Genomic DNA, 18602 nt, shown 5'->3' with positions numbered 1-18602 from the left:
TTATATATGAGTGTTCACCCAGAGAGTTAATCTCTGAGATATACAACATACAATAAATTCAGGTTCACTTGGCAATTTTTTACGAATAAAATTTTCCCCAAAAACGCTGCCGAGTTCTATTAGCGCTACCAGTGCGTTCAACCCGTGCTGAGTTAAGAGGCCGCTAGGTTACCTGCTCCAAAAAAAAGTAAGGCTCGTACCAACTTCAGTTCTGAGTCAGGATACTTTCACTCACTAATCACTACTCAGCCCTAACTTTGGTTCATTTGAGGAGTTACAGGAGGAGATGAGATGCTAGTCATTTTAATGGAAGATCAAATCCTTGCCCCTGAGAGGGTTTGTCCATCTTGTTTACTCGCTAACGGCAGTGGTCAACCCCGATGGCGTGGTGGTAAACTCACCTGTGGTCAAGCTATTAGTCAACTAGCTCAAGAACAGCCAGAGCAGTACGAATGTCTCATGGGTTTTCGTGTTGCCCATATAGAATAATCATAATTGCTAGTAATGCTGAGTAACTGCGTTATCCTAAGCTCAAGTAGCTCATGAAATTTAGCCACAGGAGAACGCACGATGACATGGCGCGGGTCTACAACCATCAAAGATAGAATTTTTGCTTGTTTACCTTATCTGCTTCCTCTAATTGAAGTGTTTGCCTTTGGTGAGTTTTTGTTGAGACAGTTTCCAGTTTTGCAACTACTGTTTCTGCCCCTCATTCCACTATTGAGAATTTATTACGGCGTTCGCTATGCTGGACTGATTATTTTCTTTGTTTTGTGGTTATTGGTAGTGAGGAATGAAAAAATTAATCATTTTATTCGTTTCAACACAATGCAAGCCATATTGTTAGACATCATTATATTTTTGTTTAGCATCCTCACAGATATAGTTGGATTGATTCCTACTGGGGGCTTTGCCATACAAACCCTATACACAACTATTTTCATCGGCATCATTGCTGCTGTGGTCTATTCTGTGGCTAACTCTTTGTTGGGACGTTACGCAGAAATTCCCGCCATTTCTGATGCTGTTTATATGCAGGTGCGCTAGGGCTAACGGGCTGCTACGGTGTTTTCTAGGCGACCAATGCCTTCAATTTCCACACGGATGCGATCGCCTTGTTGCAAAGCTCCTACACCCTCTGGCGTACCCGTTAAAATCACATCACCCGGAAGCAATGTCATCACCTGACTGATATATGACACCAAAAAATCAGGGGCAAATACCATTTGATCAATTCCCGCCGATTGTACGGGATTAGCATCATCATTGAGAAAGGTCTGTAATCTTGCCCCTGGACTCAATTCTCGGACAATCCAAGGCCCCAATGGGCAGAAAGTATCAAAACCTTTCGCTCTTGTCCACTGCCCATCTTTTCGCTGTAAATCCCGCGCTGTGACATCATTAGCAATGGTATATCCCCAAATTTTAGTTTGGGCTTCCTCTGGTGTACAGTTACAAGTGCGATCGCCAATAATCAACGCTAATTCTCCTTCATAATCCACTCGTTGTGACTGGAGAGGATATTTAATCTCTGTTTCCGAGGCAATAATCGTTGTTGGTGGCTTCAGAAAAATCAGTGGTTCACTAGGAACTGGCGTTCCCATTTCGGCTGCATGGTCTGCATAATTTTTGCCGACTGCGACAATTTTAGAAGGAGCGCAGGGAGCCAAAATTTGATAATAATCTGGTTCTAAAATTAAGTCTGTGGGTTGTCCATGCAGCCACGGTGGAGCATCTAGAACCTGCACATTGAAAGACAGTTGTAGTAACCCATAGTAAATCTTACCTTCCCGATTTTGAACTCGCACGTAGCGCTGCGCCATAACTTTGATGAATATCCTTGATATTTCGGCGGATTGAGCTGATGATTCAAATTGAAAACTGGTAAGATTATAGTTCCTTGTTGCTCAGATGTTGATTGATGCAAGTAGTTCTTATCAGACTATTGTATAAATTAGTACGAGCAGCCAGCTTGTCCAAAAGGAGACTTACTCATAATGTCCACAGTTTACGAAACCTTATACATCCTACGTCCTGACCTGACAGATGAACAGGTGGAACTAGCGATCGCCAAATATCAAAACCTGCTACAAGAACAAGGCGCAACTGATCTCGAAGTGCAAAATCGGGGTAAGCGCCGCCTAGCCTATGAAATCAAAAAGCAGCGTGATGGTTTCTACGTGCAGTTTAACTACAATGCACCAGGAAAAGCGATCGCCATTTTAGAACGTGCCATGCGTTTGAGCGAAGAAGTAATTCGTTACTTAACAGTTAAGCAAGAAGTAACAAAAGAAAAAGAAGACAAAGTTGCTGTCACCGCTTAATATAGTCTCTAACTAATCTATACTGGGCATTGAGTTGTCACCACTCAATACTCAGTAAGAGTCTGTGGAGCAGGGAGCAAAGAAAAAAATTACTCCAATCTTTAGTCCCCCAATACCCAGTCCCTAATTCCTTTTACAAAAAATTTTACCTTTTGGCTTTTTTTTGATTTAGTTGGGAATGCTAGATTAACAAGTACTTGCCAAAAGCAGTACTATTGCAGTTAGACATAAGGTTCGACATTCGTCAATGGGAACTGTAAGCCACCGTGATCCAAACTGACACACCCAACATCCAATCTCTATCGACAGAAGTATCGCAGCTGCGTCAAGAACTACAGCTTCGAGATCAACTAGTACAACAGCTATCTCAAGAACTATTTAGGCTAGTCAAGGGCAATACTAATTTTATGCCCCAACGCTTGGAGTCTGAGTATGATTTAAGCCAGTTACAAGCATTGCGAGAGCAATTACAAGCTGTTGAACAACAAGTAACATTTTATCAAGAGCAAATCACATCTCGTGACACTGAAATTTACCAACTGCGTCAGTCTGTACAAGAACTTACAGACCGTAGTCGGATGTTGGAGCAAGTAGTGCAGGAACTACCCCAAATTTACCGTCGTAAGTTTGAAGAACGTATGGCTCCCGTTAGAGAAAAAGTCGCCGTTCTACAACGAGAAAACCGTCAGTTGCAAGCAGAACTCCAAAGTGTGAGTTATCGTCTAGCACTCAAAACCCGTACCTCTAGCCACAGTGGTATTGATTTGCCTAACTTCCCCCGTCCAACATCGGGACAAGCTAATATTCCTAGCGTGCATAACGCGTGATTTTGTAGTAACTTAAAGTATCTCAATACTAAAGAATAGATTCCACCCCTCTATCTTTTCCTTTATATTTGTCATTAAAAGTCTATTAAGTAGACTTGGATTATGTGGGGTGAAAATATTTTTACGCCATAAATTAAAATATATATCAGCTAAGTTTTTAATTTAATATTCTCGACGCTATCACTATCATAGACCGTTAAATTTTTTTATGCGTAGGGTTTTTCACAAAGTTAACAATCATCTACCAGGTGCAGTATGGTTAGCAAAGAAGCTTGATACTAACTTTGGCAATTTCCGGCTGCACCCGCATTGACCAGCGACTCGCCCAATAAATAACCAGTGAGAGACTAGAAAACTAGAAGTTATGGACTAGAAAGTTTTACTTGACACTAAAAAAAGCTTTTTCAAGTTTGAATCGGTGGGGCTTTGCTATCAGCAAAGCCTGTTTATGCTGTCAAAGCATAGGCTGGCACTTCGATGATGAGAAGATTTGAGATTGCTTTCACTCGTAAGTTTTGCTCTCCGACGATAAGTGCAATTATAGGCAATGGCGAATAAATATGGCTATTAGCTGAATGTCACCACTCAATATTGACATTGCCATACATCTATCGTATTTTTATAGGTTAGCTTACTAAAGCAAAACTGTTATCGTTGACGAGGGTTAGAATTTCTTCGTAGGTATCGAAAATTTCAAATACAGAGTCTAGCTGAGTCAGTTCTAAAATCAATCGGACTGGAGTTTGTACGTTGCATAAAACCAAGCGACAACCAAGTTGGCGCGCTGAAGTAAGTCCTTTTACTAGTGAAACTAATCCGGAGCTATCCATAAAATCTACCTCCGCTAAATCAAGTACCCAAAGTTGATGCGGTTGAGACCCTGCCTGAGTCATCTGTTCAGTCAAAGCCAAGCCACCTTGCAAGTCTATACTGCCTTGGGGCTTAAACAAAACTACTTGTGGTTCTTGAGTGAGTGTCATAAATTTAACTAAGTAAATTGCAATCTCAACAAAAGCAAGAAACGACATTAATACTGGTTAAGTCTTATCTGCAAATTCTTGCTCTACCCGCATAAGCAGAATATAGCAGTCATGCAGTTGACCAGTTATCCGTCAGTATTCATGCCGTATAATTTGTGTTAACTTTTCTCAATATAGGCACAAACGCCTAAGGATTTCGGTATCAATCGTATCTTTTACACAATTTTTATATTTTTCCGTGGTTTTTATAAATTTTTCATAATTAAAAAGTTGATTTATCGCTGTAATTGTGCATTTGTGCTATTAACTGCTCACTATTTGATTGTCAATACTGAATAAGTAATAAATATAATAGATTTAATCTAATCTTATCTCCAAAAGCAGCTTGATTGACACCCCAGCCATAAACGAGCCAAGATAAACTATATGGTAAAAAATTGTAAAGACGGCGGTGCGGGATGTCTCTTGAGCTGATTTCACTAGAAAACATTCAGGAGTTTGCCCATCAGTACGGTTACTGGGCTATTTTCCTAGGAATTTTACTAGAAAATTTGGGTCTTCCCATCCCCGGTGAAACCGTAACTCTAGTGGGTGGCTTTTTGGCTGGCAGTGATGAATTGAGTTACTGGCTGGTTCTCGGTGTCGCCGTTACCGGAGCCGTAATTGGCGCTAATTGCGGCTACTGGATTGGTAAACTAGGCGGCTGGCCTTTCTTGCTGCAAATAGGGAAAATTTTTCGGATATCTGAAGAAAAACTATTAAATATCAAAGAACAATTTAGTCAAAATGCTGCTAAAGCTGTGTTTTTTGGCCGCTTTTTTGCGTTATTAAGAATTTTTGCGGCACCCTTGGCTGGTATAGCTGAAATGCCTTTTGGAAAATTCTTTGCATATAACCTAGCCGGAGCAACCGCTTGGGCTAGTCTGATGGTAACATTAGCCTTTTTTGCGGGTAAAGTTATCTCCCTTGAACAGTTGGTAGCCTGGGTCGGTCAATTTGCAATTGTAGCTGTGCTAATACTTGCGGCATTGATTCTCGTGCCTATATGGTTGGAATCGCGCCAGGTTAAACGTGCGGCTGGGGAATAGGGAGTGGGTACTGGCGATTAGGGACTGGGAGAAAAGAGGTGAATCTTGCTTCCAATCCCTACTCTCTCATCCCTCGTTTTTAACCTCTATCCTGCTGCGCCCAGATACGAGTTGGTAATCCCCAAACGTAAATGAAGCCTTCGGCGGCTTTGTGGTCAAATTGGTCTTCAGCGCCGTAGGTTGCTAAATCGGGGGTGTAGAGTGAACTATCGCTCCAGCGTCCGACTATGGTGGCGTTACCTTTGAATAGTTTCACTCTGACAGTTCCTGACACCCGTTCTTGGGTCTTTTGAATAAAGGCATCTAAGGCGGCTTTCAGGGGGCTGTACCACAGACCGTTGTAAACTATTTGGCTGTAGGTCTCTTCAATACCTCGTTTGTAGTGGCTAACATCGGCGGTTAATGTCAGGCTTTCTAGGTCTCTGTGGGCTGGAATTAGCACCAACATTGCCGGAGATTCGTAAATCTCTCGTGATTTGATTCCCACTAATCGGTTTTCAATCATGTCGATGCGTCCGACACCGTGACTTCCTACCACCTGATTGAGTTCTTGAATGAGTGCTACAGGGTCTTTAGGTATACCGTTGAGTGTAGTTGGCAGACCTTGAGTAAAACCTATTTCAATGTATTCTGGCTCATTGGGGGTGTCGGCGATCGCCTTTGTCATTTCATAGATTTCTTCTGGTGGCTCAAATTTGGGATCTTCCAACGCACCAGCTTCAATACTACGACCAAGTAAATTTTTATCAATGCTGTAAGGCGAAGACTTTTTCACGGGTGAGGGGATGCCAAACTTTTCACCATAGGCGATGGTTGCTTCTCTGCTCATTCCCCATTCCCGCGCCGGGGCGAGGATCTTCAAATTAGGATTGAGTGCAGTACAAGAGACATCAAAGCGCACCTGATCATTACCCTTACCTGTACAACCATGTGCGATCGCATCAGCACCGTATTTTGCCGCAGCTTCGACCAATATCTTAGCAATTAACGGACGGGCTAAAGCAGTTCCTAGCGGATAGCGATTTTCGTAGAGGGCGTTGGCCTGTATCGCGGGAAAAGCATAATCTTTAATAAAACTTTCTTTGACATCCGCTACGAGGGATTCACTTGCACCTGATTTTAGTGCTTTTTCTCGGATTGGTTCTAATTCATCTCCCTGGCCTAAATCTGCTGCTAGGGTAATTACCTCTTCTACTCCCCACTCTTGTTTGAGATAGGGGATGCAAACGGAGGTATCTACTCCACCAGAATATGCCAGAACAACCTTTTTGGCGCGACCCATTGCTTTCTCCAGTTAGGAAAACAAATAATGAGTCATTATTATATCTAACTACACCGTGTATATTTTCTTTGTGCAACAACTGATAAGCTCATCCGAGAGTTATCAATCATCATTCACTGACATAGGGATGTCTACAACGATGCTCTACCTACGCAAAAAATTGAAATACAATCATTCTGCTTAACCATTTATTCTATTGTTTTTAACCTCTTGTCGTTGGTTCAAAGCTTATTTAAGTGAAATCGCCACAATATTCACTTTTTAGCTTTGGAGTTGTTTCTGATGAAGTTAAGCAAAAATTTTGGCATTGCTACTTTTGCGATCGCTATTTCTCTAGCTGCTATTGAAGCTAAACCAACACAAGCTGCCATCGTTAATTATAATTTCGCTGTGAATGCTACTGGAGATAATCCGGGGGTATATTTTGGGTCTTTTAGTTTTGATGACGCGAACTTAAACGGTGTTGGCGAAGAGAGTCTGGATGTTGGCAATGGACTATTATCCATTGTGTTTGATTACTTGGGTACTCAATACACAGAACTGGATGATGTTGATTATCCAACGGGAGTAGCACCTTTAGTTAGCTTTCAAGATGGCAAACTCTTAGGACTGAGCTATTTAGTTGAAGACAAGTTTTTTCTTGGTGGTGACTTAGATACTCCATTTACAGGAGGTAATCAGTTTTATAGTATTGTGGGTGCTGATTTATTGTCTGCGAATGAAGCGGGTACAGTCAGCTACTCTACAGTACCAGAACCCTTGGCTATTTTCGGCACAGCGATCGCCACTTTTGTCGGTTTGTGGTCGAACCGCCAGAAAAAAAACTGCCCATTTTTAAAAGCGATGCAGTATTTCCTGTATACAGCTTGTTATTTTTTGAATTTTATAGTACAATTGTACTGATAAGAGAAATCCTGATTGAATCACTCCCCACTTCAACAGTGGGGTTTTTATTTTAAAAGTAAGAGATAGGAGTAGGTGCAAGAATAAGCTAATGAGCGGCTAAATTGTATAACTATACTAATAAGGGCTTTTGAAAGTTAACAGCCCTCACGATGGATTGTGCAACTTAAAAGCAGAATAGCTTATCTTATCTCATAACTCAGTAATCAGCACTTTGCCATATTTCCGTAATTTCACGGTTATGCTGTTTGTATTTAACCCTGGGTTGGGCATTCCTTAACCTCTTGTGATCATTGGAAGGCTTATTAAGTGTAATTGCGTAACTATTCTTCACTTTTTAAGCTTGGAGCATTTTTTCATGAAATTAGCTAAAGGTTTAGGTATTGCAACTATTGCGGCAATTTCTGTTGCTGCTGTTGGTGTTCAACCAACACAAGCGGCGATCGTTAATTACAATTTCATCGTTGATGCTACATCTGGCAGCAATCCCGGTCAGTATTTCGGTTCTCTTAAATATGATGACTCATTCTTAACTGGTTTAGGGCTGGAGACATTGGGAGTTGAGAATGGGTTAGAAGTTAAATTCAACTACTTAGGTAATACCTATACAGAAGAAGATGATGAATTTTATGATTTATACCCGATAGTTAGCTTTAACGACGGTAAACTTTTGGGACTCAGCTATTTTGTTGCAGACAAGTTTTTCATCGGCAATGAAAATAATCTCGATGTAGGCGGAAATATATTTTATGAAATTGATGGATCAGTATTTGCCACAGAAGTGGGTACTGTCCGCTACAGTCAAGTACCAGAACCCTTTGCAGTTAGTGGTATAGCGATCGCTGCTACCGTAGGACTATTCATGAAGCGTAAGAAAAAAGCCACATTAGTAGGCTAGAAACAATGTTTTAAATATTGTTAGCTAGGCAGGTTTTGTACCTGTCTTTTTTTATTGTCATGTCTCTGTAATTTGAGGTGATTAGTTCATGCAATAATTTCATGTTTTCTACCATTATATTGATTAAATATTGAACGATGGGATGAATAACCGAATTCATCATCCCGTTCTTCATATTGTTGAATCCAATTCTGTAGAAACTCGAATGTTTGTGCCTGCTCCTCGGTTGATTTGAATTTGTGTGGCTCCCAAGGTCGATTGCGGTTATTCTCAAGACACTTACTAATGCCAGGATTCAGAAAATAGATTTCAGTTGAGAAGTCAATAGCAACTTTGATTAGCGTACTGTAGCAGCCTTCAATTACCCAAGAAACATTATTGTCTATGAAATGTCTTAGATCCTTTTCTGAATCTTCTTGAGGACGGCGTATGGCTATTTGGTTTGGTTCCCAAACGATAGTATCGAGATCCAGAATTGGAATATTGAAGTCTTTACCAAGTTTATTTGCAAGAGTGCTTTTTCCAGACCCAGAATTGCCAAATATTAAAATTCTATACATTGTGGGGATTTAATTAGGGTGTAGCTGAGTAATTTCTCGATTTTCAAATCACTATAAATCTTTTCTCTGACGAGACGCACTCGCGTTCGCCTGCAATTCCACTCGGTTTTAAGCCTAGCTTTTTTCTATAAAAATAAAGAGACGCTGCAATGCAACGTCTCTTTATTTTTGATCAACTAGAAAAATCTAAATTACAAACCACCAATAACACCACCATCGTTGCGGGTAATTACTACCGTTGCCGAACGGGGGCGGCCAGGTAGGCCGTAACCTTGGCTATAAGGCCAGTGGCTGTTCTGAGTGGGATTCGCGGTAGTCCCGCCATCCCCAGGGTGCTGGATGCCGACAAACATCGCTTTACCATCAGGTGTAGTGATAACACCAGTTACTTCACAATCAGGAGGGCTAGTTAGGAAACGTCTCACCTGTCTGGTGTTGGGGTCAGCACAAAACATACCGTTACTACCGATATTTATTAGCTCAGGAACACCATTAACTGTGCTACCAAGACCATCACCAGCTTGATCAGTTTGAATCCAGAGACGACCGAAGTCATCAAACCAGAGACCATCTGGTGAACTGAGGTCATCACCGTTGATATTGCCCTGAAGGTTGGGTTCAGTTCTTTGGCTATCACCAGCTTCAATGAAAATATCCCATTTGAAGGTAGTAGTTGCAACACTGCGACCATCTTCGCGCCAGCGAATAATGTGACCATAACGGTTGTCAGGACGGGGGTTAGACTTATCTATAGGAGGACGCGCACTACCTGCGGTTGTTGAACCGTCTGCTTGGTTAACAGATTCGGTTCCTGTTCCACGACGGTTGTTGTTCGTCAGGGTGCAGTAGACTTCGATCTCTCTAAATCCACCAATCCGAGGACGTACAGCTACCCATTCTGGTCTATCCATCATAGTCGCGCCGACTCTATCCGCAGCCTGACGGGTTTTTACCAATACTTCAGCTTGGTTTCTGAAACCATTTTCTGGTGTTAAACCATTTTGTCCATAGACTAAAGGTAACCACTGACCAGTGCCGTTGTCGTTAAATTTGGCAACATAAAGAACACCAGTGTCGAGTAAATCGCGGTTAGCCTCACGATTTCTAGGATTATAGGGTTGGGCGCAAACGAACTTGTAAATGTAATCGTTGCGCTCGTCGTCACCCTGATAGAACGCTACACGATTATTGTCATCGACAACAACTTGAGCGCTTTCATGCTTGAAGCGTCCCAGAGCTGTACGTTTAACTGGTGTGCTTCTAGGAGTGTATGGATCGATTTCTACTACCCAGCCGAAGGTGTGGGGTTCGAGTGGGTTGGTGCGGTTGTTGAAGCGAGGGTCAACTTCATGCCAACGATAGCCGAAGCCACCGGCAGAAAGACCGTAACGATTTTGTACTGCTAGAACTTCTGAATCGTTAATCCCTGGAGTGGAAGCTAAAGGCTCACCATTGTTACCGAAGTAACCGTTCCAGTTTTCCTCACAGGTTAAGTAAGTACCCCAAGGTGTGTAACCATGAGCGCAGTTGTTTGCTGTACCATAGGCGGTGAAACCGTCGTTTGTACCAATCTCAACAGAACCATCTGGGTTGATAGCAAACTTTTTGGATTTCAACAAATCACTACCAGCCGCAGGGCCGGAAATCCGCATTGGGGTGTTGGCAGTAATGCGGCGACCAAATTCAGAATTGCGGTTGAAAGTCCAGTCATTACCATTCTTGGTAATTTGTACAACAGACACGCCATGAGCAGCCTGAGATTTACGCACTTTTTGAATTGTGACCGGACTCAGACCTTCGGAACCATGTAGTATTGATTCCTGGGTATATTCGTGGTTTACACACAATAAGCCAGTGTTTATGTTCTGATTTAAGAAACTTCTTAATGATCTAGTTTGTGAACCAACTGTCCGACCAACAGCATTCCCAGGTGATAGAGGGAAGTAGTGCATACCATCAACGTGCATACCATACTGCATTTCTTGAGCAGCAGCACCTTGGGATGCGTCTGGCAACCAGTTTGGCGCGGTGGGCATGATTGGGTCTCCCCAAGCAATCAACACTTTGGCTGTGTATCCTTCGGGAACACTAACCAAGTCTTTTTCTAGAAGTCCTGTAGCTGGGTTGAGTAGGTTTGGGGGAACACTCTTGAACCCAATACCAGCAAATCCTGTTCCTTTCGGAATTGGAGATGCTTCAACACTTTGGAGAAAGCCACCAATAGAAACTTCACCCACAACAGTTAATAGTGACGCACTAGCAGCTGTGAAGATGAATTTACGGCGACTCATGCTCATACGGTCAATTACATCACGAATTGACTCGTTACTAGATGGGTTGATAGTTTGATTATTTTTAGGGTGAAAGCGTCCTTTCATTCTGAGTACTCCACTTAAAGTTCACAAATTTTGCTATTTATTTCATCGCTTGATAGCAAGAAAGGTTGAGTAAATAAAAACTCTACAGATTTACATAGAACACTCAGAAACAGCTTGATTTATTGTGTATTTTTAACGGCAAAAGTCCGTGGTGAATACAGGATAGGCAAGCGTATATTCCTGTAGTTACGACATTTTTCAAGCTTTTAGTGAATTTAAGTAACCAGTGTTAACGTCAGGTTATATATTGATTAATGGGAATTTATTAATAGGGATTATTTGAGCAAAAATATATTTTTTTCTGAAAATTACTGCTTTAGCAATGAAAATATATCGCTATATTTAAAACAAAATTTCAGTAGCTTCGGCAGCATTTATGAGGCAAGTATCTCCGTAATCAGAGTTAGATAAGGAACAGTCGGAAGTACCACACTGTCCTATTCTGGAGATGGGTAGTAATGTTGTGGGTGAGACTGTGTTTATTAGTGTTGTGATACCGACTTACGATCGCCAGCCGATTTTAGAAAAATGCCTCCGCGCCCTAGAGGCGCAACAACTCAGCGCATCAACTGTAATTAACGAATATGAAATTGTTTTAGTCGATGATGGTTCGACAGATGGCACATTAGACTGGTTAGCAACACACAAAGAAGAGTTTCCCCATGTGCGCTGGTTCGAGCAAGACCATGCAGGCCCGGCGGCAGCGCGGAATTTAGGCGTAGAAAAGGCGCGGGGTGATATAATTATCTTTATAGATAGCGATTTAGTTGTGCTGGACAATTTCCTGCAAGCTCATGCAGATGCGTTATTGCAAGGACAAGAGAAATTGGGGAGCGATCGCTTCTTTACATACGGTGCAGTAATTAATACTTGTAATTTCGATAATCCTACTGCTGAACCTTATAAAATCACCGATTTTTCCGCCGCTTTTTTCGCTACAGGCAATGTCGCCATCCCTAAGCATTGGCTAGAACAAGCTGGACTATTTGACACTGGCTTTCAACTCTACGGTTGGGAAGATTTAGAATTAGGTGTCAGACTCAAAAACCTCGGACTACAACTCATCAAATGTCCGGCGGCTGTCGGCTATCATTGGCATCCACCATTTAATTTAGAACAAGTACCTAACTTAATCGAGAAGGAAATTCAACGCGGACGTATGGGTGTTTTGTTCTACAAAAAACATCCCACATGGGAAGTGCGAATGATGATTCAAATGACATGGTTACATCGTTTACTTTGGGGGATTCTTTCGCTTAATGGTGCATTGAATGAAAACACAATGGCTCCTCTATTGCAATGGTTAATTAAGTCGGGGAAACCCCAGTTAGCTTTGGAAATCGCGCGAATTTTCCTCAACTGGTACAACGTTAAGGGTGTCTATCAAGCTTATTCCCAAATGCAGAAAGTATCGTAAAAAATTAGGTTGACATAAGAGGATAACCTGTGTGTTACCCTAGTATGGCTAACCAAATTCCGCACATCTGGGAATTCGGGTGTTTCCTGGTGAGGAAATACACCCAGGTGGAGGTTTAACCCGAATAGGAGTTATAAAAATATGCCAGTAGTTTCATTGGCTCAGATGATGGAGTCTGGGGTTCACTTTGGGCATCAAACCCGACGTTGGAACCCAAAAATGTCTCCTTACATTTACACCTCTCGCAATGGTGTACATATCATCGACTTGGTGCAGACAGCCCACTTGATGGATGAAGCGTATAACTATATGCGATCGCAAGCCGAACAAGGGAAGAAATTTCTCTTCGTCGGTACAAAGCGGCAAGCAGCAGGGATTATCGCTCAGGAAGCTGCTCGTTGTGGTTCCCACTACATTAACCAGCGTTGGTTGGGTGGAATGCTCACCAACTGGGCAACCATCAAAACCAGAGTAGACCGCCTAAAAGACTTAGAACGTCGGGAAGAAAGCGGCGCTTTAGATTTACTGCCGAAAAAAGAAGCATCCATGCTACGGCGGGAACTGGCGAAACTACAAAAATACTTGGGTGGCATTAAAACAATGCGGAAAGTCCCCGATGTAGTGGTAATTGTAGACCAACGCCGGGAGTACAACGCAGTTCAAGAATGTCAAAAACTCAGCATCCCCATTGTGTCTATGTTGGATACAAACTGCGATCCAGATGTAGTAGATATCCCCATTCCAGCAAATGACGATGCTATCAGATCAATTAAGCTGATAGTGGGTAAATTGGCGGATGCTATTTATGAAGGCCGTCACGGTCAGCTAGATGTAGAAGAAGAGTACGAAGATTACGAAGGCTCTGAGGAAGACTACGATTACGATGAAACCGAGTACGCTGACTCGGTGATTCCCGAAGACGGAGAGGAAGCAGAATAAGCCAAATTGTAGGATGAAAGATGAAGTTTACAAGCTCACGCTTCATATTTCATCCTTCAGGCTTGGAATTTCATCGCTTTTTCTTCCCCAGCCCTGATTAAGATAGAAATACTCAACACACTTGCATGGCGCTGAGTATGATCCCAAAATAAATGTTGAGAAAATTCAGCAAAAAAATGGCTGGTTTTCCCAGCAAAAAACGGGAGTAAAAAGTACGTACTGTTGTTTAAGTACTTTCACTTGGCACACAGCACTCTTAACTCAGCACTGTTTCAGTGAGCGATTACAACTCAAGGTCAAGTTAGGAATTGAGGCAACATGGCGGAAATATCTGCAAAACTCGTCCAAGAGCTACGCCAAAAGACTGGTGCTGGCATGATGGACTGCAAAAAAGCGCTGAAAGAAACTGAAGGCGATGTCGAACAAGCCATAGATTGGCTACGGAAAAAAGGTATCGCTTCTGCGGGTAAAAAAAGCGATCGCATTGCGGCAGAAGGTCTAGTGGACACCTACATTCAACCCGGTGGTAAAGTAGGTGTACTGATAGAAGTTAACTGCCAAACAGATTTCGTCGCCCGTAACGATGCTTTTAAAACTCTAGTTAAAAACTTAGCTCAACAAGCAGCAACAGCCGATAGTGTTGAGTCTTTGCTAGCTCAACCCTACATTGAAGATGCTAACCTCACTGTAGATGAAGCCATCAAGCAAACTATTGCTAACTTGGGTGAGAATATCCAGGTACGGCGCTTTATCAATTTTGCACTCACAGATAAGACAGGCGTTGTAGACAGCTACATTCACACCGGCGGTCGAGTTGGTGTGTTAGTTGAACTAAACTCTCAATCAGAAGCTGGTGCTGCTAACGAAGAAGTGCAGAATTTAGCAAGAAACGCAGCTATGCAGGTTGCAGCTTGTCCCAATGTTGAGTATGTCAGCGTAGACCAAATCCCTGCTGAAGTTGTTCAGAGAGAAAAAGACGTTGAATCTGGTAAAGAAGACATAGCAAATAAACCAGAGAACATTAGAGAAAAAATTGTTCAAGGACGAATTGAAAAACGCCTAAAAGAACTAACTCTAGTGGATCAGCCTTACATTCGCGATCAGAGTATTTCTGTAGAAGACTTGGTGAAACAAGTTAAGGCTAAAGCGGGTGAAGAAGTTGAAGTCAGCCGTTTTGTACGCTACATACTGGGTGAAGGCATCGAAAAGCAAGAAAGCAACTTTGCTGAAGAAGTCGCCGCCCAAATGGGTGTGAAGTAATTAATTAGTCATTAGTCACGAGTCATTAGTCATTATTTATGAGTTTTTTGACTGTGGACTGCGGACTATTGACTCTTATGCAGCAGGTCAAGCAGATAGCCTGGCCTGCATTTTATTAATCAGAGCTATATTAAATTTTCTCGCTAGTTATTTTAAAATAATTGCGTACATTTGTACCATGAGTAGGTTCAGGTGGACAAACACAAGATATGGGAAGAGCAATTGAGCGAATTGAGCAGGATATTGCAGCTTTACAAGAAGCGATACAAGCGATCGCCTCAGAACTCCATAGCGCTTATGCTAGTTATCTAGGTGCTTTGGGTCAAGCACTAGGTAAACAGTTAATTTTGGCGAGTTACCATCTGTGTACACAAGGATATCCCGAAAACTTTTTGAAGTTGTCGTTAAATCAACGGCAGCAATTACAGCAAGGTATCCGCAAACTGGGTAAGCAGGCGGCTGAAAAATTACTAGTCCAGCTGATGAGTCAGGAAATTGAGGGAGATGAGGAAGATGAGGGAGATGCAGAAGTAGGAGAAGAGGAGGAGCTAACATCTGCGGCTGAAGTTGCTCAGGTTTATGTATTAGATATTTCTAATCCCGTAGTACTGGCAAAGTGGCAACAGTATATAGAAGAAGAAACCCAACGGACATTGAGAAAGGTTTCTCATGAAACTAATGTGTTACTGCAAAAAGCTCAGGTTTTACCCCAAAAATTACCAGAACCAATTTTAGAAGCTGCTGCGGCTGCATCGGAAGCTTCTGGGGAAATGATGCCAGGGCCACCTAACCTTTTAAACTTGGTAATTGAAATTGAAAATGAGCAAGATGAAGAAGAATCCAGCCTAACGCAAATTACAACAGTTAATTTAAGGTTAGGAGAAATAGAGTTTGCTGACCCCACCCTTTCCTCTAGTCGTAAGCAAATTCGCCATATTTTAGGAAAGCTCAACCAGTTAGGAAGAGAATATCAGAAAAAACAACGAGAACGTTCAATTGCGGAAGCTGAAGCCGCATGGCGTTCAAGTTGGTATGAGGATTAGTTAGTTGTCAGTTGTTATTAGCATTGGTCATAATACTGACTCTGATTGTATTGATTTTGAATTTTGAATTCCCCTTAGGGGTTGACTAATGAGCAATGACCAACCAGATTGGATAAGATTGCATAAAGCCTTAGCGGTGGAAGCAGAACACGGCTTTACAGACTTGCTAGGTAAGCAATACCGCTTTAGTGAATTTCTCAGCTTGACTTTTGGGAAATTCCCGACGGTCTTACCTGCTATTGAACGTCGTCGTTGGCAGGAATTGGCAGAGAAGTTTGCTAACTATCCTCATTTGGTACAGAAAGAAAGACAACATCTCATAGCGGAAACTCGTAGGTATCTTTACCAACTGCAAAAAGAGCAAGAAGAACCTAAAGAGGCGCAAGCAACCAGTTATAAATCAAAACTTCCTAATGCGACCCCAGTTGTAGCGGAGGTAAGTCGGAGGTTAGCACCGAAAATTGACCAGAAACTCAGTGATTTACCAGAAATAGGTATTCGCAAAGCCGATAAATTAGCGGCTTTACGTTTGTATACAGTGCGCGACTTGCTTTTTTACTATCCCCGTGACCATATAGACTATGCGCGTCAGGTAAATATCCGCGAGTTGGAAGCGGGTGAGACGGTGACCATAGTAGCCACAGTCAAAAAGTGTAATTGTTTTACTAGCCCCAAGAATCAAAAATTATCGATTTTAGAGTTAATACTTAAAGATAATACAGGTCAAATTAAAATCAGTCGTTTCTCGGCGGGGGCGCGGTTTACCAGTCGCGCTTGGCAGGAAAGTTTAAAACGCCGTTATCCTGTGGGTAGTGTGTTGGCGGCTTGTGGGTTAGTTAAAGGGACTAAATACGGCTTGACGCTCGATAACCCCGAATTGGAAGTTTTAGCGAACCCTGGAGACACTATTGAGTCTTTGACAATGGGGCGGGTAGTGCCGATTTACAGCCTCACCGAGGGAGTAATGGCTAGTATGGTCAGACAGGCGGTACTTGCGGCCTTACCTGCGGCGGTGCATTTAAAAGACCCATTACCTAAAGGTTTGCGGGAAAAATATGGTTTGATGGAATTGAAGGATGCGATCGCTAACATCCATTTTCCTGATGAAAGTGCTACCTTGCAAGTTGCCCGTCGTCGCCTCGTTTTCGATGAATTTTTCTACCTGCAACTCGGTTTATTGCAACGTCAGCAGCAAGCGAAAGCGATTCAAACTAGTGCAATTCTGGCTCCCAAAGGTAAGTTAATCGAAAATTTCTACGAAATACTACCATTTCAACTCACAGGCGCACAACAGCGAGTCCTGAACGACATCCTCAACGACTTACAAAAATCCGCACCGATGAATCGTTTAGTACAGGGTGATGTGGGTTCAGGTAAAACTGTAGTGGCGGTGGTAGCAATTTTAGCTGCCATTCAATCTGGCTACCAAGCCGCGTTAATGGCTCCTACAGAAGTATTAGCAGAGCAACATTACCGTAAGTTAGTTAGCTGGTTTAACCTGCTGCATTTGCCAGTGGAATTACTTACAGGCTCTACCAAAACTGTCAAAAGAAGACAGATACATTCCCAATTAGAAACAGGTGAATTACCCTTATTGGTGGGAACTCACGCTTTGATTCAAGACCCGGTAAATTTCCAGCGATTGGGTTTAGTTGTCATTGATGAACAGCATCGCTTTGGGGTCAAACAAAGGGCGCTGTTGCAGCAAAAAGGCGAACAACCCCATGTATTAACTATGACGGCTACACCCATTCCTCGGACACTGGCATTAACTATACACGGGGATATGAACGTCAGTCAAATTGATGAGTTACCACCAGGACGGCAAAAGATTCAGACCACAATGTTAAGTGGTCAGCAACGTCCCCAAGCTTACGACCTCATCCGCCGAGAAATTGCCCAAGGTAGGCAAACTTATGTAGTCTTGCCATTGGTAGAAGAATCAGAGAAACTAGATTTGCGATCAGCAGTAGAAGAACACCAAAAGTTACAAGAGAGCGTTTTTCCAGATTTTCAAGTCGGTTTGCTACACGGTCGCATGAGTTCGGCGGAAAAGGACGAAGCTATTACCAAATTCCGCGACAATGAAACGCAGATTCTTGTATCTACAACCGTTGTTGAAGTTGGTGTGGATGTACCCAATGCAACAGTCATGCTCATAGAAAATGCTGAAAGATTCGGCTTGTCACAACTACATCAATTGCGCGGGCGTGTGGGTCGAGGTGCAGCCCAGTCTTACTGTTTATTAATGAGTAGTTCTAGAAGCCCTGACGCTCAACAACGTCTGAAAGTATTAGAACAGTCTCAAGACGGCTTTTTCATCTCCGAAATGGATATGCGTTTTCGTGGGCCGGGTGAAGTGTTAGGAACAAGGCAATCTGGTGTGCCTGATTTTACCTTAGCTAGTTTAGTAGAAGATGAAGAAGTTTTATTATTAGCCAGACAAGCCGCCGAGAAAGTAATAGAAATAGATGCCAGTTTAGAGCGTTGGGCTTTGATGAAAGCAGAGTTGAAATATCGCTATGAACGCTTGATGGGTGGGGCAATTTTAACTTGATAAACTCAGCCCTCACAATAGTAATTGATCCTTACCAATTACCAATAACCAACCCCCACAGATATTATCTATAGGACTTACGCAAACACGTTATCTGTTGAGACCGGGTGTAAGGGTTTCCGGGTACAGGGGTGTAAGGGTTTCAA

At 42.4% G+C, this 18602-nt stretch carries 17 protein-coding genes; 12 read left to right on the top strand and 5 right to left on the bottom strand.

The window, feature by feature from the left end; translation table 11 throughout:
- Positions 1 to 291 precede the first annotated feature (291 nt).
- Together ACN222_RS24005 and ACN222_RS24000 are read left to right on the top strand one after the other, a co-directional pair.
- Entirely contained in the window at positions 292 to 489 is a 198-nt protein-coding gene (locus ACN222_RS24005) for a hypothetical protein (RefSeq protein ID WP_010998935.1), read from the top strand.
- A gap of 81 nt (positions 490 to 570) precedes the next feature.
- Complete coding sequence (locus ACN222_RS24000) at positions 571 to 1047, top strand: Tic20 family protein (protein WP_010998934.1); 477 nt, start codon at positions 571 to 573, stop codon at positions 1045 to 1047.
- 2 nt (positions 1048 to 1049) lie between these two features.
- Here the strand turns inward: ACN222_RS24000 and ACN222_RS23995 are convergent, their stop codons facing one another.
- Positions 1050 to 1823 (bottom strand): fumarylacetoacetate hydrolase family protein, encoded by a 774-nt coding sequence (locus tag ACN222_RS23995; protein ID WP_010998933.1) that lies wholly within the window; start codon positions 1821 to 1823, stop codon positions 1050 to 1052.
- Positions 1824 to 1997: 174 nt separating this feature from the next.
- Here ACN222_RS23995 and rpsF point away from each other — a divergent pair, with 174 nt between their 5' ends.
- Together rpsF and ACN222_RS23985 are read left to right on the top strand one after the other, a co-directional pair.
- A complete protein-coding gene (gene rpsF, locus ACN222_RS23990; protein ID WP_010998932.1) occupies positions 1998 to 2324 on the top strand; it encodes a 30S ribosomal protein S6 in 327 nt (108 codons plus the stop codon).
- 266 nt (positions 2325 to 2590) lie between these two features.
- Positions 2591 to 3151 (top strand): Npun_F5560 family protein, encoded by a 561-nt coding sequence (locus tag ACN222_RS23985; RefSeq protein ID WP_010998931.1) that lies wholly within the window; start codon positions 2591 to 2593, stop codon positions 3149 to 3151.
- 626 nt (positions 3152 to 3777) lie between these two features.
- Here the strand turns inward: ACN222_RS23985 and ACN222_RS23980 are convergent.
- Complete coding sequence (locus ACN222_RS23980; RefSeq protein WP_190449791.1) at positions 3778 to 4131, bottom strand: STAS domain-containing protein; 354 nt, start codon at positions 4129 to 4131, stop codon at positions 3778 to 3780.
- 458 nt (positions 4132 to 4589) lie between these two features.
- Here ACN222_RS23980 and ACN222_RS23975 point away from each other — a divergent pair, with 458 nt between their 5' ends.
- Positions 4590 to 5219 carry a DedA family protein gene (locus tag ACN222_RS23975; protein ID WP_096637210.1) on the top strand — a complete coding sequence of 210 codons (630 nt, stop codon included), beginning with the start codon at positions 4590 to 4592 and terminating at the stop codon, positions 5217 to 5219.
- Between the two features lie 79 nt (positions 5220 to 5298).
- Here ACN222_RS23975 and ACN222_RS23970 read toward each other — a convergent pair whose 3' ends face one another.
- Positions 5299 to 6501, bottom strand: coding sequence for an argininosuccinate synthase (locus ACN222_RS23970; protein ID WP_010998928.1), 1203 nt, complete (start codon positions 6499 to 6501; stop codon positions 5299 to 5301).
- Between the two features lie 282 nt (positions 6502 to 6783).
- On the opposite strand from ACN222_RS23970, the gene ACN222_RS23965 reads away from it, so the two are divergent.
- Complete coding sequence (locus ACN222_RS23965; protein ID WP_199315915.1) at positions 6784 to 7404, top strand: PEP-CTERM sorting domain-containing protein; 621 nt, start codon at positions 6784 to 6786, stop codon at positions 7402 to 7404.
- A 358-nt stretch (positions 7405 to 7762) separates the two neighbouring features.
- On the top strand, positions 7763 to 8302 hold the full coding sequence (locus tag ACN222_RS23960) for a PEP-CTERM sorting domain-containing protein (RefSeq protein ID WP_044522344.1): 540 nt from the start codon (positions 7763 to 7765) through the stop codon (positions 8300 to 8302).
- A gap of 86 nt (positions 8303 to 8388) precedes the next feature.
- On the opposite strand, the gene ACN222_RS23955 is transcribed toward ACN222_RS23960, so the two are convergent.
- Both ACN222_RS23955 and ACN222_RS23950 read right to left on the bottom strand, forming a co-directional pair.
- Complete coding sequence (locus ACN222_RS23955) at positions 8389 to 8862, bottom strand: hypothetical protein (RefSeq protein WP_010998925.1); 474 nt, start codon at positions 8860 to 8862, stop codon at positions 8389 to 8391.
- 191 nt (positions 8863 to 9053) lie between these two features.
- Positions 9054 to 11240, bottom strand: coding sequence for a PhoX family protein (locus tag ACN222_RS23950; protein WP_010998924.1), 2187 nt, complete (start codon positions 11238 to 11240; stop codon positions 9054 to 9056).
- Positions 11241 to 11688: 448 nt separating this feature from the next.
- On the opposite strand from ACN222_RS23950, the gene ACN222_RS23945 reads away from it, so the two are divergent.
- From ACN222_RS23945 to recG, 5 genes are all read left to right on the top strand, one after another.
- Positions 11689 to 12657: a glycosyltransferase family 2 protein gene (locus ACN222_RS23945; protein WP_044522339.1), complete on the top strand. Its 969-nt coding sequence runs from the start codon at positions 11689 to 11691 to the stop codon at positions 12655 to 12657.
- 141 nt (positions 12658 to 12798) lie between these two features.
- Entirely contained in the window at positions 12799 to 13596 is a 798-nt protein-coding gene (gene rpsB / locus ACN222_RS23940; RefSeq protein ID WP_010998922.1) for a 30S ribosomal protein S2, read from the top strand.
- A gap of 318 nt (positions 13597 to 13914) precedes the next feature.
- The gene (gene tsf, locus ACN222_RS23935; protein WP_010998921.1) at positions 13915 to 14856 is read left to right on the top strand and encodes a translation elongation factor Ts; all 942 of its coding nucleotides are present in this window, start codon (positions 13915 to 13917) and stop codon (positions 14854 to 14856) included.
- Positions 14857 to 15065: 209 nt separating this feature from the next.
- The gene (locus tag ACN222_RS23930) at positions 15066 to 15899 is read left to right on the top strand and encodes a hypothetical protein (RefSeq protein ID WP_010998920.1); all 834 of its coding nucleotides are present in this window, start codon (positions 15066 to 15068) and stop codon (positions 15897 to 15899) included.
- Between the two features lie 88 nt (positions 15900 to 15987).
- Entirely contained in the window at positions 15988 to 18456 is a 2469-nt protein-coding gene (gene recG / locus ACN222_RS23925; protein ID WP_010998919.1) for an ATP-dependent DNA helicase RecG, read from the top strand.
- Positions 18457 to 18602 lie beyond the last annotated feature (146 nt).

This window comes from Anabaena sp. FACHB-595, from assembly GCF_048568275.1.
GTDB lineage: Bacteria > Cyanobacteriota > Cyanobacteriia > Cyanobacteriales > Nostocaceae > Trichormus.
The sequence above is the reverse complement of the archived record's forward strand: the minus strand, read 5'-3'. Positions and strand labels throughout refer to the sequence as shown.